Here is a 13,912-nt window from a genome sequence, read left to right as displayed (position 1 = left end):
TTTTTATTTTGGAAAATACATCTTAAGCCTGATTTAGCTGAGATTAGATGTTTTTGTAAGAGTTTTATTCCTAAGTATGGTAAAATAGTCTTCGGAATATACTAGAATAAAAGGATTTAAAGAGGTCTTATAATGACAATCGGAATCGACAAAATCGGTTTTGCGACCAGTAATTATGTTTTAAAATTAAATGATTTAGCGGCAGCCCGTGGAACTGACCCAGACAAGCTTAGCAAGGGGCTCTTACTCAAGGAACTAAGCATTGCTCCTCTGACTGAGGATATTGTTACCTTGGGAGCCGCGGCAGCAGAGCCCATCCTGACAACAGAGGACAAAGAAAAGATTGATATGGTCATTGTGGCTACTGAGTCAGGGATTGACCAGAGCAAGGCGGCGGCCGTTTTTGTCCACGGCCTTTTGGGTATCCAGCCTTTTGCCCGCAGCTTTGAAATTAAGGAAGCCTGCTATGGAGCTACTGCTGCACTGGACTATGCCAAGCTCCATATTGAAAAACATCCAGACAGCAAAGTTTTGGTGTTAGCTAGCGACATTGCCAAGTACGGCATTAACACACCTGGCGAGCCAACGCAGGGAGCGGGAGCCATTTCTATGCTGATAAGCAGCAATCCTCGTATCCTCGCTTTCAATGATGATAATGTAGCTCAGACACGCGATGTCATGGATTTTTGGCGCCCAAATTACTCGACAACGCCTTATGTCAACGGGATCTATTCAACCCAGCAGTATCTGGATAGCTTAAAAACAACTTGGACGGAGTACCAGAAGCGCCACAAGCTGGCTCTCAAAGATTTTGCGGCCTACTGCTTCCACCTGCCTTATCCAAAACTGGCTCTTAAAGGCCTCAATAAAATCATGGATAAAAGCCTTCCTCAAGAGCAGCAAGACCAGCTTAGAAAGAATTTTGAAGCATCTATTCTCTACAGTCAAAAAGTTGGAAATATCTATACCGGCTCCCTCTTCCTAGGCCTCCTGTCTCTTTTAGAAAACTCTGACAACCTCAAGGCTGGTGATCGGATTGCTCTTTTCGGCTATGGCAGCGGAGCTGTCTCTGAAATCTTTAGTGCCAATTTGGTAGAGGGCTATGAAAAGCATCTATCCAAGACACGCCTAGAGGAATTAGACCAGCGTCAGGCTCTTTCCATCCCGGACTACGAGCGCATCTTTTTTGAAAAAGCTAAGCTGGATGCGGAGGGCAATGCCCGCTTCTCTGGCTATGAGGACCAAAGCTTTGCTCTGGCGGAAATTGCAGAGCACCAGCGTAAGTACATCAAAGTTGAGAAATCATCATGAAAGTAAACTGGACTGGATTTTCTAAAAAAAATCCTGCTGAACGGCTGCAGATGCTGAAAGAAAAGGGACTTTTACAAGATGAACATTGGCAGCTGCTAGACAGTCAGCAGACTTTGCCTCTGGAAACAGCCAACCAGATGAGTGAAAATGTGCTGGCCACTCTAGCCCTGCCCTACTCTCTGGTGCCAGACTTTCTGGTGGATGGCAAAAGCTATCAAGTTCCATTTGTGACAGAAGAGCCATCTGTGGTAGCAGCAGCCAGCTTTGCCGCTAAGATTATCAAACGTTCAGGCGGATTTGAGACCGAGGTTCACAAACGCCAGATGATTGGGCAAATCGCGCTCTATCAGGTTGATAATGCAGACCGAGCCATTAAAGATATTCTCATGAAAAAGAAAGAGTTGCTGGAACAGGCCAACCAAGCCTATCCATCGATCGTTGCCCGTGGTGGTGGCGCTAGAGATCTTTGGCTGGAGCAAAAGGATGACTTCCTCATTTTTTATCTGTCTGTAGATACGCAGGAAGCCATGGGAGCTAATATGCTCAACACCATGCTGGAGGCCCTCACCCTTCCTCTGGAAGATCTGACTGGCGGTAAGAGTCTGATGGCTATCCTGTCAAACTATGCAACAGATAGCCTAGTAACAGCCCGCTGTGTCATCGACTATCGCTTTCTCAGTCGCGATAAGGCTGAGGCGGAACTTCTTGCGGATAAGATACAGCTAGCCAGCAAATTAGCAAAGGTCGACCCTTACCGAGCAGCTACCCACAATAAAGGTATCTTTAATGGTATTGATGCTTTGGTGCTGGCTACTGGAAATGACTGGAGGGCTATAGAAGCCGGTGCCCATGCCTATGCCAGCCGAGAAGGAAGCTACCGCGGCCTCTCTACTTGGACGGCAGGCCCAGACAAACGCCAGCTTCATGGTCAGATGACCCTGCCCATGCCCATTGCAACTAAGGGAGGCTCCATCGGCCTCAATCCCACAGTGACAGCCAGCTTTGACTTGCTAGGGCAGCCTCAGGCCAAGGACTTGGCTTCCCTCATCGTATCGGTCGGATTGGCACAAAACTTCGCTGCCCTCAAAGCTCTGGTCAGCAGTGGCATCCAAGCCGGACACATGAAATTGCAAGCCAAATCTTTAGCATTACAAGCTGGAGCTCAGGACGAAGAAATCGCTGCTGTAGCCAGTCGCTTAACAGCCAAGAAAAATTTCAACTTAGCTGCTGCTCAGGAAATACTAGCTGACTTACGAAAACAGGACAAGTAAAAAGGCCTTAATGGCCTTTTTTTATGACTTTATGCTATTTATTTAATCTGTTCCTGAGCTTCTTTTAGCCGACCGTAGAGTAGATAAGGTACACTCTTTAATTCTTGCAAGTTTCGGCTGGATAGGGCGCACATGATAAGTCGCAAATCCGATTTCCAGCCTTCTACAATATCAATAACCTCTTCCAATGAGTGATTTTCTACCAAGTCCAGCATGGTACGAGAGATGCCAACCGCCTTGGCTCCTAAGACAAGGGATTTGATCATATCCAAAGGATGGCGGACACCTCCACTAGCCAAGAGTTCGACCTCATCGCGCAATGGCTGAAGAGCTAGCAGGCTCTGCAGAGTAGATTGCCCCCAATCATTGAGGTAGTCACGATTGCCACCCCGCTGATTCTCAATATAGGCAAAGCTAGTGCCGCCACGGCCGGAAATATCAAAAGTCTGAATACCCAAGGAGCGCGCTTCTTCGACAGTAGAGCAATCCATGCCAAAGCCAACTTCTTTAAGAATTAGAGGAAGATCCAGCCGCTGACTATAATCAGTCAAGTGCTGGCGCCAAGAACGAAACTCTCGCTCGCCCTCTGGCATCAGCAATTCCTGCATGAGATTGACATGGACCTGCAAAAAGAGGGGATGCAAATCAGCTACTGCCTGCTGAGCGGCTTGATAAGGCTTGTCCAAGCCAATATTGGTAGCCAGCAATAAATTAGGCCGACCAGCCGCCACCCGATAGGAAGGATCAGAAGGATTCTTCAAGGCCGCGCTGTAAGAGCCAGTTACAAAAAGAAGGCCGCAACTTTCAGCCACTCGAGCCAGCTTCTCATTGATTTGACCGCCTTTGTGACTGCCACCAGTCATGGCATTGATGTAAAAAGGAAACTCCCAGTCACGGCCAGCAAAGTGAGTAGATAGGTCTATCTCTGCCAAATCATACTTGGGCAGAGAACGGTGAACCAGTTCCATTTCATCAAAACTGTTGTAACCCGGACGCTGCTCTAAAGCGTATTTGATATGGTCATCCTTACGATTCTGGCTCATCATGGCCCATCCTTTCTCTGTATAATAGCTCAATGCCAGCTTCTTGCCAGGCTTGAATCAGTTGGTTGCTAGATGCGACATCAAAGCTGAGAGCAATCCCGCAGTCCCCACCGCCGGCACCGCTACTCTTAGCCACACAGTTCATTCCCTCTGCCGCTTCCTTTAGGGCTTTCAGCCTGACTGTATAAATAGCTGGGCTGAGCCTTTCTAAGAGCTGACTAGCTTTTTCCAGACTAGACTGAATAGCAAGCTTCTCTCCTGCTAATAAAGCTCTCTCCAAAGCATCAACCTGCGTCCTACTGCCTGTCAAAAAGGAGTCTGAAATAGCTGACTTGACCTGATTGACCAAGTCCTTAGAAATCGCTGGCTGCTTGGTCCAACCAACCAGAAAATCCATGACTAAGCAAGGCTTAATACTGCGAATTTCAAAACCCCAATCCTCTGCTAGTAATTGCTGTAAATCAACTTTGTCCATACGCTTGCGGACCAGCTCTCTATCAAAAGATTGGTAGTAAATCAGGTCTTCATAAGCAATGCAGGCTAGATCTCCCATGGAACCATTGTCCCCTCGCTTTAGGAGGACGTAGGAAGCCAGTTTGAAGAGCAGCTCTGGCTCTAAGTCCAGCTCATAAAGTCCTGCCATGGCCTTGAGAGTCAGAATAACCACACTACCGCTGGAGCCAATCCCAAACTTCTTGCCGTCCCTTTCCATCTTGCCACTAATATTCAGAGAAAAAGGCTGAAGTTGGTAGCCTAAGGCTAGCAGATAAGTGTTCATAACCCCTATCGTCTCCTGAATCAAGGCATAATCAGGGTCTGGCTCTAGGTTAGCACTATGATCAAACATATCTGATGTCAAGCGATAGTCAGGCGCTGCCTGGATTTCTCCCGTCATATAGATAGGAATGGCCTTGATAATGGCTGGCTGACCGGCCGTCAGCACTGCATATTCACCTACCAGATAGAGCTTGCCGCAGGTTTGAACTCTTGCACTAGTCTTCATCTGACAAGTCCTTTGTTTTGGAGACGATAAGCCGGTAGTCCTTCTCAAAAATAGCCACCAGATGGTCTAGGTCTTCCTCCAAGCAGAGCACCTTAACATTGGGCCCCGCGTCCATGGTAAAGTAGCAATGCTCGCCCTGGTCCCGCAGCTTTCTGACAGCATCCATAGCTTGGTAGGACTCCTCTGTCAGATAAGAAAACGGCGGATAAGCTTTTTCTGTCGTGGCATGCATCCGAAGAGCATTTTCTTCCGTCAGCTGACCCACCTTGGCAAAATTATTATCTCGTAAATAGCCCAGCATAGCCTGATAATCCAAGGCAGACTGGGCAATCCAATCTGGGAAAATGGTGGAAGTTTTAGCACAGAGCTCCATGCCGTCGCGGCTGGAAATGGGCTTTTTCTCATCGTGCAGAACCAACATAATCATGGCTAGTTTCAAATCCGTCTTGACTGGATAAATGGCCCCGCTGTCCTTATCCCAGGCCGCTAGCGGACCAAAGAAAGACCGAGCAGACGATCCTGAAGCAAACTTAGCCAGCTGGGCCAGCTCTTGCGTTTGATAGCCCGTCTGAAAATAAGCATTGCAGGCCTTGACTAGGGCAGACAGACCGCTGGAGCTGGAAGACAAACCCGCTGCAGTTGGCATATTATTGCTGGTATCAACGCGGACAAAACCATCTTCTGGAGAGCGGAAGCGGTCAATAATCTTACTGATTTTGGCATGTTCTGCCGGGCTTTGTAGCTGGCTGTCAATATAAAACTCATCTCCAGTCGCTGTATCCGGCAAAGGACTCAGCTGCGTCTCAGTATACATATTTTCCAGTGTCAGCGAGATACTGCTGGTAGACGGAATCATCTTTTCTGCATCTTTCTTCCCCCAATATTTGACAATTGCAATATTGGCATAGGATTTGACACTTACAGGCTTTCGATCCATGTGTTAATGGCCCCTTTCTCTCTCAATAAGGCGGCTAAGGCCTCCGCCTGACTTCTTTCTCCTACAAGAGCAATGACACAGCCACCCAGACCGCCGCCGCTCATCTTAGCTCCCAAAGCTCCATTTTCAAGGGCTGCCGCTACCAGCTCATCTGCTTTCTGGCAAGAAACCCCTAGCTTGGCTAGCTTCTCATGAGCCTTGGTCATAGCTTGTCCCATTGTCATCAGGTCCTTGATAGAAATGGCTTTCTCAAGGATTTTCGTTAAATTCCCCAATTCCTGCAGCAAAGGCAGAGCCTTTTGGCCCTGACTTTCTACAGCACGGATGGCTTCGCGGGTATGACCGTGAATGCCCGTATCTGCAATCACTAAAAAGGCATCCAGATCCAGCTCAATTTCACTGAAACCGAAATTGCGGATAAACTTAATAGCTACATCGCTAAGGCAGGTCTTGGCATCAAGGCCGCTGGGATTCATATGGGCAATCATCTCTGCCCGATTGGCTAGAATCTCCAGTGTCTGGTCATCCAGCTCTTCCTCAAAGTAGTCAAAGACCGCCCGAATAGCTGCAATACTAACCGCGGCTGAAGACCCCATTCCCCTCTTCTCAGGGACCATGGACTCCACCTGACAGCGAATCTTAGCCCCTTGCCGACCGAGATGTTCTAGACAGGCAAAAACAGCCATAGACAGCGTATCCTCAGCATAGAGGGTCCAGGCCCGCTCAGACGGAAAGACCTGACAGGTCACTTCAATACGATTAAGGGGCAGGGAAATGGCCGGATAGCCGTAGACCACCGAATGCTCTCCCATTAAAATAATTTTACTATGTGCCTTGCCGACACCGATTTCTTTTGTCATATTCTTCTCTTGTCTGTAGATTCTCTCTATCTTATTTTAATATACTTTGGCAAAAAAAGCGATTTTTATTAAGAGAAAATCACTGGGGCTAGAGACCGATATTTATATAGGCAGACACGATAAAACTCCGGGGCTTGCAGCCGGAGTCTTTTAAAGTTCTCTTCTTATCAGGTCCATCAGCTGGTTACGGTCTAAGATCCATTGAGCCCGCTCGTCTTTTTCATAGGTCCGGTTGGATAGGAAAATAGCCGCCTTTTGCTCCTTACGATTATACATGATAAAGGTTCCTGTGTAGCCAGTGTGATCCAGCCAGCTGCCCTCCAGATTCCAAGCTAGACTGCGTCTTTTGCCAGGCTCTTTGGAAAAATTCTGGGTCAGATTGGCCGCAAAGTCATCCTGCAGATAATGTTCCAGAAATATTTCCAAATCCCTGAGACTTGAAAATAAGCCAGCACTACCAGAATGGATGCCTAGAACACGCGCCTTGGGATCATGAACCTGACCATCCTTGACACCGCGAACGGTCGGCACAGCTCCTGGAACTGGCCCAAAACCTGTCTCAGTCAAACCCCAAGGCTGGAAAATCTGACTTTGAAAAATCTGATCCAAGGCCTGACCGAAGATCTCTTCCAGCATAAAACCCAAGAGCAGAAAATTCACATCCGTATAGCGAAAGGTCTTATCTTCAAGCACTGTCAAATGATTGAGTGCTTCTTTCAACTTGGGAGCTGTCAGCTGTTCACGATTAGGAATAAAGGGATCTAGTCCTGATGTGTGGGTCAAGAGCTGACGCAAGGTCACATCTTCTTGATGAAAGGCCGGATAATAATGCTGTAAGGGCAAATCCAGTTCCAGCTTGCCCTGCTCATACAAAAAGGCTGCCAGAGTACCAACTCCGACCACCTTGCTGACGCTAGCCAGGTCATAGACCAAACCCGCTTGAGTGGCCTTTCCTTCTTGCGGATCAGCTAGACCAAAGTAGAATTCCTGCCACTGGCCAGCTTGATACAAGGCCAGACTAGCACCGGGATAGATACCGTCTTTTAGCTGTTCTTTGATTTTACTGATGATGTTTTCTAGAGTCATGCTTCAAACCACAATTCAATCTTACTAAAATCCTGACTCAGCAGGAACTTATCTGACTTAGGTACAAAGACCTCGTGTCCTTCAAAGATAGGACGCAGCGCAGCGGTTTCTAAACGATTGACTTGAGCTTTGAGCATAGTCAAGTCCCAAGTTAGGGCATTGTCTGCCTGCAAGTCTTGTCCCTCTGCTTCTGCAAAGGTCAGGAAATCCAGCGCATTTTCAATCTTGCTGTAAAATTCTTGGGCTGCATTGGCATCAGGCACACGAATTTCTACTGTTTCTATCTCAAATTGACTAAGACCGATGAAGTCCTCTTGCTTTTCAAATTCAGGATCCGCCGTGACTTCTTGCAGATTTACTCTATTATCTTCAGCATGCAAGAGAACTAGGTCGCCCTCTGGTGACAGAGCTTCAAAAGCATAGCCTTTCTCTCCTTGATAAAGCTTAGTCCAAGCAGGCTTTTGAGCCAATAGCGACTCGATTTCTTTAGCATCTGCAACCTTGACAACGATTCTGGCTAATTTTTTAGGACCTTTGACTCGCCGCGACCGCATACTAGGCGATTCTTCCAGCTGCAGTTTCTCAGTCTTGGTCTGATCTCCCAAGGACAGAAAAGCAGCTTCCTCTAAAAGGGCCTTCATGCCCAGCTGATTTACAAAAAATTCTTGATTTAAATGACGATTATTGATCTTTAATACAGGGATAATTCTAATAATATGATTCGCGCTCATAATTCCTCCAAACCATTTTATTGTAATGGATTTTCATCTTTTTGACAAGAAATTATGCGCAAATAAACAATTTTTAAAACAAGAAGGACTTGGATTTATTGGTAAACGGTCTGAGCAATGACCAAACCCCTAGCGGACTCAAACTCGTACTGCAGATAGGACTGGTAGGTACCGGGCGCGATAATACCACGAATATCCAGAATATCTGTCCCAGCCTGTCCAATAATCGAATCTGCTAGCAGGCAACAGTTGGTCGACAGGACAAAATACGTCTTGAAACGACTGGTTTTAAACTTATATAGCTGCGCTCCTAGTTCATGCTTTAACTTGTAGGAGTATGTTGGCTGGCCATTTTTCAGTTCTGCTGGCGGCTCCCATTCTACTAACAGCTGATCAATTTCAGCCAGGCGCTTCTCAACCGCTTCCTTCTCCTTATCTGTCAAAGCCAGAGAATAACCAAAGAGTGTTTTCTTGCTTTCTCTTTTGCAAAGCTCAATATAGGCGTCTTTAGGAACCTTGAAGAGAACACCGTCTCCAATCATGCCCTTGCATCGCTCAGAAAAAACATCATAGCTGCCATAAGAAATCACTTGTCCCTGATAACAAATATCTACATGACCAATGCCCCCTAATAAACTTGTCTTTGAAGTATGGACCAAGACCTCCAAGTCCGCCTTTTTTTCTCTATTCTTAACAAGACTATAAACATTTTTACGATCAGAAGCTGCATCTCCCTGAATCAGTCGATTAAAGCGCTCCAGATTTTCTACCGGAATAAAGGCTGCAAAAATAATAGGTAGGTTAATACGAATTTGCCTACGCAGCCGATGTTTTTCCCAGTCATTGTCAAAAAAGAGGCCATCCCGGATATTGGACATTCCCAGCATCATCAAATAGATTCCCAAAATCAAAAACTGTAAGTGTCCGTCAGTCGCAGGCGAAAGAATACTGGTCAGTCCAATCCCAACATATAGAACGGCATCAAATAGATAGCGCAAACCTCCCTTGACATGATTTTGCCGATAAAGCAGATAGGTCATTCCGTAAATACCGGCAGTCAAGAGCTGGTAGCTGCCCAAACTGATAATCACGATATTGACAGGCACATCACTGATTCGGTTGAGCCAGCTGATACCCATAGCGACTGCAATCTGAAGCAGACTATGCCAGACAGCCCCTTCTTTCTTGCGCGTAAAAACATGAAGAACAATATTTATCAAGCCAACAACTGTCAAATAAAGCGAAATAAAATCGAAGGCCAGCTTGGTAAATCTGAAGCCATTGACAATGATAATCAGGCCGAAAACAAGGGCTAAAAGACCAAAGAGTAAGGTTCTGCGGCCACTGACCTTATGAAATTTTGATACTTGCATCTCCATCTTTACCTTCTCTATCGTTCGAAAAAAGAGTTGGGGAAATCCCCCAACTCTGATCTTATGTGCTTATCCGTAGATTGTTTTAAACAAGAGGACTGCTGTGATACCTGCAAGAATCGGTGCCACAACTGGAACCCAAGAATACCACCATTTTGAATCACCCTTGTGTTTGCCCAAAACAGATTCTGGCAGGATGAAGTGGAGGATACGAGGTCCAAGGTCACGAGCTGGGTTCAGCCCAGGTCCAGTAGGGCCTCCCAGAGAGGTTACCAAAGCCATTACCAAGAAACCAAGTGCCAAGTGAGCGACTGAAAGACCAGCTGCAGTATGCGGAGCCACTTGTGCTTTCACTGCTGCATCTGTCAACTGCTGACCAGATTGCTCAATAAATGGTTTCAAATATTGTAACGCTTCTGCCCCAAAGAAGTTCTTAGTCAAGCCTAGAGCAGCAAAGAAAAGAACAAAAGAACCAACAAATTCATTGATAAAACCATTGAACAAGGCTGCTTTACGTGATTCAGGCGTGCCATGGTCTAGGCTAGAGATAGTAGAGAAAGTACCTAAGATATTGTTAGGATTTTCAGTTTTCAGATAGTAAGGACGGTGGGTCGCAACGACCAAGGCCTGTCCGAAGATAGCTCCCAAAATCTGCGCTGCAATGTATGGTGCAACCTGTGTCCAAGGGAAATAACCGCTGACAGCCAGTCCTAAAGTAAAGGCAGGGTTGATATGGTTACCGGACACATTACCAAACATCAAAGCTGGAATCATAACCCCCATGCCGTATCCGACAGCGATGACCAACCAACCGCTCTGGTGTCCCTTAGTTCCTTTTAATTCAACGTTGGCAACAGCTCCGTTCCCCAAGACAATGAGGATAGCTGTTCCTAAAAATTCTGTGGCGTATTTAACGACCCATTCGAAATCCATTTAGTGATACTCCTTAAATATTTTTTAGACAAAGTCTATTTTATCAAGTATAATGGATAATGTAAAGGTCATTTTTTATAAAAATAAGAAAAAGAGGGAAGAATATGCGTTTTAATCAGTATAGTTATGCAAAAACGAAACGGGAAAATATGTTGATAGAATTAGCTGCATTAGGCTTTTTTTATGACAGCAATCGCTCTGATAAGGAAAATCTTGAAGATTTTCTCCGCACCAGCTTTTTCACTTATAAAAATACAGATTATCCCTTGAAATCCTGGTCTGCTGACAGCCAAACAGACCTGCTGAGCTTTTTCCAGTCTGACAGAGAACTGACGGCGTCTGTTTTTTACACTGTGGCCTTTCAGCTGCTTGAGTTCTCGCCCTTTATTGATTTTACAGATGCTGAGGCCTTTCGCAAAGAAACAGGCTTCCCCATTACCTTTGGAGACTTGTTGGAGAATCTCTACCAGCTGCTCAACACTCGGACAAAAAATGGTAATTTGCTGATTGATAAGCTAGTCAGCGAGGGTTTGATTCCTGAGGACAATACCCACCACTACTTCAACGGCAAGAGCTTGGCAACCTTCTCCAGCCATGATGCCATCCGTGAGGTGGTTTATGTGGAATCACGTGTGGACACTGATCGAGACGGCCGTCCGGATCTCGTCAAGGTCAGCATTATCCGTCCTCGTTACCAAGGGAAAATTCCGGCCGTCATGACTGCTTCTCCTTATCATCAAGGAACCAATGATCCCGCCAGCGACAAGGCGCTTCATGATATGAATGTGGACTTAGCAAAAAAAGAGCCTCATCAAATCACAGTACAAGATCCTGAGCTCAAATTGCTCCAGCTGGATTTGCCAGCTCCTACCCAAGAAGTCTCTGAAGCCGAGGAAAAATTAGGCCATATCGGCACCTACACGCTCAATGATTACTTACTGCCCCGCGGCTTTGCTAATCTCTATGTGTCTGGCGTGGGAACTAAAGACTCTGAAGGACTGATGACCAGCGGCGACTATCAGCAGATCGAAGCCTATAAGAACGTTATTGATTGGCTCAACGGCCGCTGCCGAGCCTTCACCGACCACACTCGCCAGCGGGAAATCAAGGCCACTTGGTCCAACGGAAAAGTGGCTACGACCGGTATCTCCTATCTGGGCACCATGTCCAATGGATTGGCTACGACTGGTGTAGACGGGTTGGAAGTCATTATCGCAGAAGCTGGGATTTCTTCTTGGTACAACTACTACCGCGAAAACGGCCTCGTCACTAGTCCTGGTGGCTATCCAGGAGAAGATTTTGAATCCCTGACCGAACTGACCTACTCCCGCAACCTGAGGGCTGGTGACTACCTGCGTCATAATGATGATTATCAGCGGAGCCTAGAGCAACAGCGCAAAGACCTAGACCGGCAAACTGGAGATTACAATCAATTTTGGCATGATCGCAACTACCTGCTCCATGCAGATAAGGTCAAGGCTGAAGTCGTCTTCACCCATGGTTCTCAAGACTGGAATGTCAAGCCCCTTCATGTCTATAATATGTTTCGAGCCTTACCGCCCCACATCAAAAAACATCTCTTCTTCCATAACGGCGCCCATGTTTACATGAACAACTGGCAGTCCGTTGACTTTCGTGAGTCTATCAATGCTCTGCTGAGCAAAAAACTGCTGGGTTGTGAATCAGACTTCGAGCTGCCAACAGTCATCTGGCAGGACAACAGTCAAGCTCAAAACTGGCTGACCTTGGAAGACTTCGGCGGACAAGAGCAGAAACTTCAGCTCCAACTAGGCCAAGACTGCCAATCTATCCAAAATCAATATCCAGAAGAAGACTATAATCGTTTTGCTAAAAATTACCAAAGCTTTAAGACTGAGCTTTTTGAAGGTAAGGTCAACCAGATTACTCTGGACTGGACCTTGGAAAAGGACCTCTTTCTCAACGGAGCGACCCAGCTCAATCTTCGCCTCAAATCCAGCACCGATAAGGGATTGATTTCTGCTCAATTGCTGGACTTCGGACTAGCTAAACGACACACACCAATTCCTACGCCTATTGAACCTAGAGTCATGGACAACGGCCGCTACTATATGCTGGACAATCTGGTTGAACTGCCCTTTGCCGAAACGCCCCATCGCGTCATCACCAAAGGTTTTCTCAATTTGCAAAATCGAACCAATCTACTGAGCGTCGAAGAAGTCACTCCTGACCAATGGCTGGAATTTTCCTTTGAACTGCAACCAACCATCTATAAGATGAAAAAAGGAGACCAACTGCGCCTCGTTCTCTACACTACAGACTTTGAGCATACTGTCCGTGATAAGATCGACTATCAGCTGACGGTAGATTTGGAGCAATCTAGTCTGGATTTGCCAACAATGACATCACATTAATAAAAGAAAAAGACGCTGAAATTCAGCGCCTCAGATTGAAGACAAAGTCCTAAGAACAGAAGTTTCTAAGGGCTTTTCTTTTATTGTAGATTGAGATATTCCTCTGCATATTTTTTATAATCTGGCTTTTCCTTGCGGTTCATAGCAAAGAGCATACTGCCTGTGAGATAGTCATCGTCTGAGTCAGGAATTAGCATAATAGCAATGTTTTTATCTTTCTCAGGAAAGACGATAGAAAATGTTCCGCCATTATCTTTCCGAGTCAGGCCGTAATAACTCACTCCATTCTTAAAACCAACTGCATTTTGAGTATACTCATACTCTTCTTCGTTGACAATAATGGTCTTGTCTTTTATTTCAATGGTCTTTTGTTCACCGCTAGCATCCTGTACATTCCATTTTCCCTGAATTTTGGGACTGCCACTGCAGCCAATTAGGATGAAGAGGGATGAGAGCACTACTAACAGCAAAGCTTTTATCTTCTTGTTTTTCAAGTTGTCTTCTCCTTGGTATATAGATTCATGACCATTCTACTATAAATGACAAATTTTTGTCAAACCTCTTAGAAATGTTCTTCTTGCCACTTTTCCAAAAAATGATATAATTTGAAGAGTGAAGATTACCAAGGGCTTAGCCCTTGCGAGAGAAAGGAAAGAAAATCTTATGATGAACATGCAAAGCATGATGAAGCAAGCACAAAAGCTTCAAAAACAAATGGAAAAAGGACAGGCAGAACTAGCTGCAACAGAATTTACCGGCAAATCAGCTCAAGACTTAGTCGTTGCTAAGCTGACAGGCGATAAAAAGGTAGTCAGCATTGACTTCAATCCAGCAGTTGTGGATCCTGAAGATTTGGAAACTCTGTCAGAGATGACTGCGCAGGCCCTGAATCACGCGCTGGCTCAGATTGATGATGCTACTCAGAAGAAAATGGGCGCTTTCGCAGGCAAATTGCCTTTTTAAGCAAGATA

At 45.9% G+C, this 13,912-nt stretch carries 13 protein-coding genes; 4 read left to right on the top strand and 9 right to left on the bottom strand.

The window, feature by feature from the left end:
- Positions 1-132 precede the first annotated feature (132 nt).
- Entirely contained in the window at positions 133-1,311 is a 1,179-nt protein-coding gene (locus K1J09_RS04120) for a hydroxymethylglutaryl-CoA synthase (RefSeq protein ID WP_223322976.1), read from the top strand.
- Positions 1,308-2,582, top strand: a complete 1,275-nt coding sequence (locus K1J09_RS04115; RefSeq protein WP_223322975.1) for a hydroxymethylglutaryl-CoA reductase, degradative — start codon at positions 1,308-1,310, stop codon at positions 2,580-2,582. The genes K1J09_RS04120 and K1J09_RS04115 overlap by 4 nt, the downstream gene beginning before the upstream one ends.
- Before the next feature lie 38 nt (positions 2,583-2,620).
- Here the strand turns inward: K1J09_RS04115 and fni are convergent, their stop codons facing one another.
- The 8 genes from fni to gla form a co-directional block, all read right to left on the bottom strand.
- A complete protein-coding gene (gene fni, locus K1J09_RS04110; RefSeq protein WP_223323476.1) occupies positions 2,621-3,628 on the bottom strand; it encodes a type 2 isopentenyl-diphosphate Delta-isomerase in 1,008 nt (335 codons plus the stop codon).
- A complete protein-coding gene (locus tag K1J09_RS04105) occupies positions 3,609-4,628 on the bottom strand; it encodes a phosphomevalonate kinase (protein WP_223322973.1) in 1,020 nt (339 codons plus the stop codon). Before K1J09_RS04105 ends, fni begins: the two co-directional genes overlap by 20 nt.
- On the bottom strand, positions 4,618-5,565 hold the full coding sequence (gene mvaD / locus K1J09_RS04100) for a diphosphomevalonate decarboxylase (protein ID WP_223322971.1): 948 nt from the start codon (positions 5,563-5,565) through the stop codon (positions 4,618-4,620). The genes K1J09_RS04105 and mvaD overlap by 11 nt, the downstream gene beginning before the upstream one ends.
- On the bottom strand, positions 5,547-6,425 hold the full coding sequence (gene mvk / locus K1J09_RS04095) for a mevalonate kinase (protein ID WP_048772199.1): 879 nt from the start codon (positions 6,423-6,425) through the stop codon (positions 5,547-5,549). Before mvk ends, mvaD begins: the two co-directional genes overlap by 19 nt.
- Before the next feature lie 150 nt (positions 6,426-6,575).
- Positions 6,576-7,511, bottom strand: a complete 936-nt coding sequence (locus K1J09_RS04090; RefSeq protein ID WP_002916049.1) for a serine hydrolase domain-containing protein — start codon at positions 7,509-7,511, stop codon at positions 6,576-6,578.
- Positions 7,508-8,242, bottom strand: coding sequence for a CppA family protein (locus K1J09_RS04085; protein WP_223322970.1), 735 nt, complete (start codon positions 8,240-8,242; stop codon positions 7,508-7,510). The genes K1J09_RS04090 and K1J09_RS04085 overlap by 4 nt, the downstream gene beginning before the upstream one ends.
- A 95-nt stretch (positions 8,243-8,337) precedes the next feature.
- On the bottom strand, positions 8,338-9,621 hold the full coding sequence (locus K1J09_RS04080; RefSeq protein WP_223322968.1) for a DUF308 domain-containing protein: 1,284 nt from the start codon (positions 9,619-9,621) through the stop codon (positions 8,338-8,340).
- A gap of 63 nt (positions 9,622-9,684) precedes the next feature.
- A complete protein-coding gene (gene gla / locus K1J09_RS04075) occupies positions 9,685-10,548 on the bottom strand; it encodes an aquaglyceroporin Gla (protein WP_223322966.1) in 864 nt (287 codons plus the stop codon).
- 104 nt (positions 10,549-10,652) lie between these two features.
- On the opposite strand from gla, the gene K1J09_RS04070 reads away from it, so the two are divergent.
- Positions 10,653-12,941, top strand: coding sequence for a Xaa-Pro dipeptidyl-peptidase (locus tag K1J09_RS04070; protein ID WP_223322964.1), 2,289 nt, complete (start codon positions 10,653-10,655; stop codon positions 12,939-12,941).
- An 80-nt stretch (positions 12,942-13,021) separates the two neighbouring features.
- Here the strand turns inward: K1J09_RS04070 and K1J09_RS04065 are convergent, their stop codons facing one another.
- The gene (locus K1J09_RS04065; RefSeq protein WP_002896620.1) at positions 13,022-13,435 is read right to left on the bottom strand and encodes a hypothetical protein; all 414 of its coding nucleotides are present in this window, start codon (positions 13,433-13,435) and stop codon (positions 13,022-13,024) included.
- Between the two features lie 169 nt (positions 13,436-13,604).
- On the opposite strand from K1J09_RS04065, the gene K1J09_RS04060 reads away from it, so the two are divergent.
- Positions 13,605-13,904, top strand: coding sequence for a YbaB/EbfC family nucleoid-associated protein (locus tag K1J09_RS04060; RefSeq protein ID WP_002919734.1), 300 nt, complete (start codon positions 13,605-13,607; stop codon positions 13,902-13,904).
- The last annotated feature ends 8 nt before the right edge of the window (positions 13,905-13,912 follow it).

This window comes from Streptococcus sanguinis, assembly GCF_019928825.1.
Lineage (GTDB): Bacteria > Bacillota > Bacilli > Lactobacillales > Streptococcaceae > Streptococcus > Streptococcus sanguinis_L.
The sequence above is the reverse complement of the archived record's forward strand: the minus strand, read 5'-3'. Positions and strand labels throughout refer to the sequence as shown.

What these genes read in the sequence shown, in the direction of transcription:
- K1J09_RS04115 (WP_223322975.1), top strand. Translation starts at nt 1,308, where the DNA reads ATGAAAGTAAACTGGACTGGATTTTCTAAAAAAAATCCTGCTGAACGG.
- K1J09_RS04105 (WP_223322973.1), bottom strand. Translation starts at nt 4,628, where the DNA reads ATGAAGACTAGTGCAAGAGTTCAAACCTGCGGCAAGCTCTATCTGGTA.
- fni (WP_223323476.1), bottom strand. Translation starts at nt 3,628, where the DNA reads ATGATGAGCCAGAATCGTAAGGATGACCATATCAAATACGCTTTAGAG.
- K1J09_RS04120 (WP_223322976.1), top strand. Translation starts at nt 133, where the DNA reads ATGACAATCGGAATCGACAAAATCGGTTTTGCGACCAGTAATTATGTT.
- gla (WP_223322966.1), bottom strand. Translation starts at nt 10,548, where the DNA reads ATGGATTTCGAATGGGTCGTTAAATACGCCACAGAATTTTTAGGAACA.
- K1J09_RS04085 (WP_223322970.1), bottom strand. Translation starts at nt 8,242, where the DNA reads ATGAGCGCGAATCATATTATTAGAATTATCCCTGTATTAAAGATCAAT.
- K1J09_RS04060 (WP_002919734.1), top strand. Translation starts at nt 13,605, where the DNA reads ATGATGAACATGCAAAGCATGATGAAGCAAGCACAAAAGCTTCAAAAA.
- K1J09_RS04090 (WP_002916049.1), bottom strand. Translation starts at nt 7,511, where the DNA reads ATGACTCTAGAAAACATCATCAGTAAAATCAAAGAACAGCTAAAAGAC.
- mvaD (WP_223322971.1), bottom strand. Translation starts at nt 5,565, where the DNA reads ATGGATCGAAAGCCTGTAAGTGTCAAATCCTATGCCAATATTGCAATT.
- K1J09_RS04070 (WP_223322964.1), top strand. Translation starts at nt 10,653, where the DNA reads ATGCGTTTTAATCAGTATAGTTATGCAAAAACGAAACGGGAAAATATG.
- mvk (WP_048772199.1), bottom strand. Translation starts at nt 6,425, where the DNA reads ATGACAAAAGAAATCGGTGTCGGCAAGGCACATAGTAAAATTATTTTA.
- K1J09_RS04080 (WP_223322968.1), bottom strand. Translation starts at nt 9,621, where the DNA reads ATGGAGATGCAAGTATCAAAATTTCATAAGGTCAGTGGCCGCAGAACC.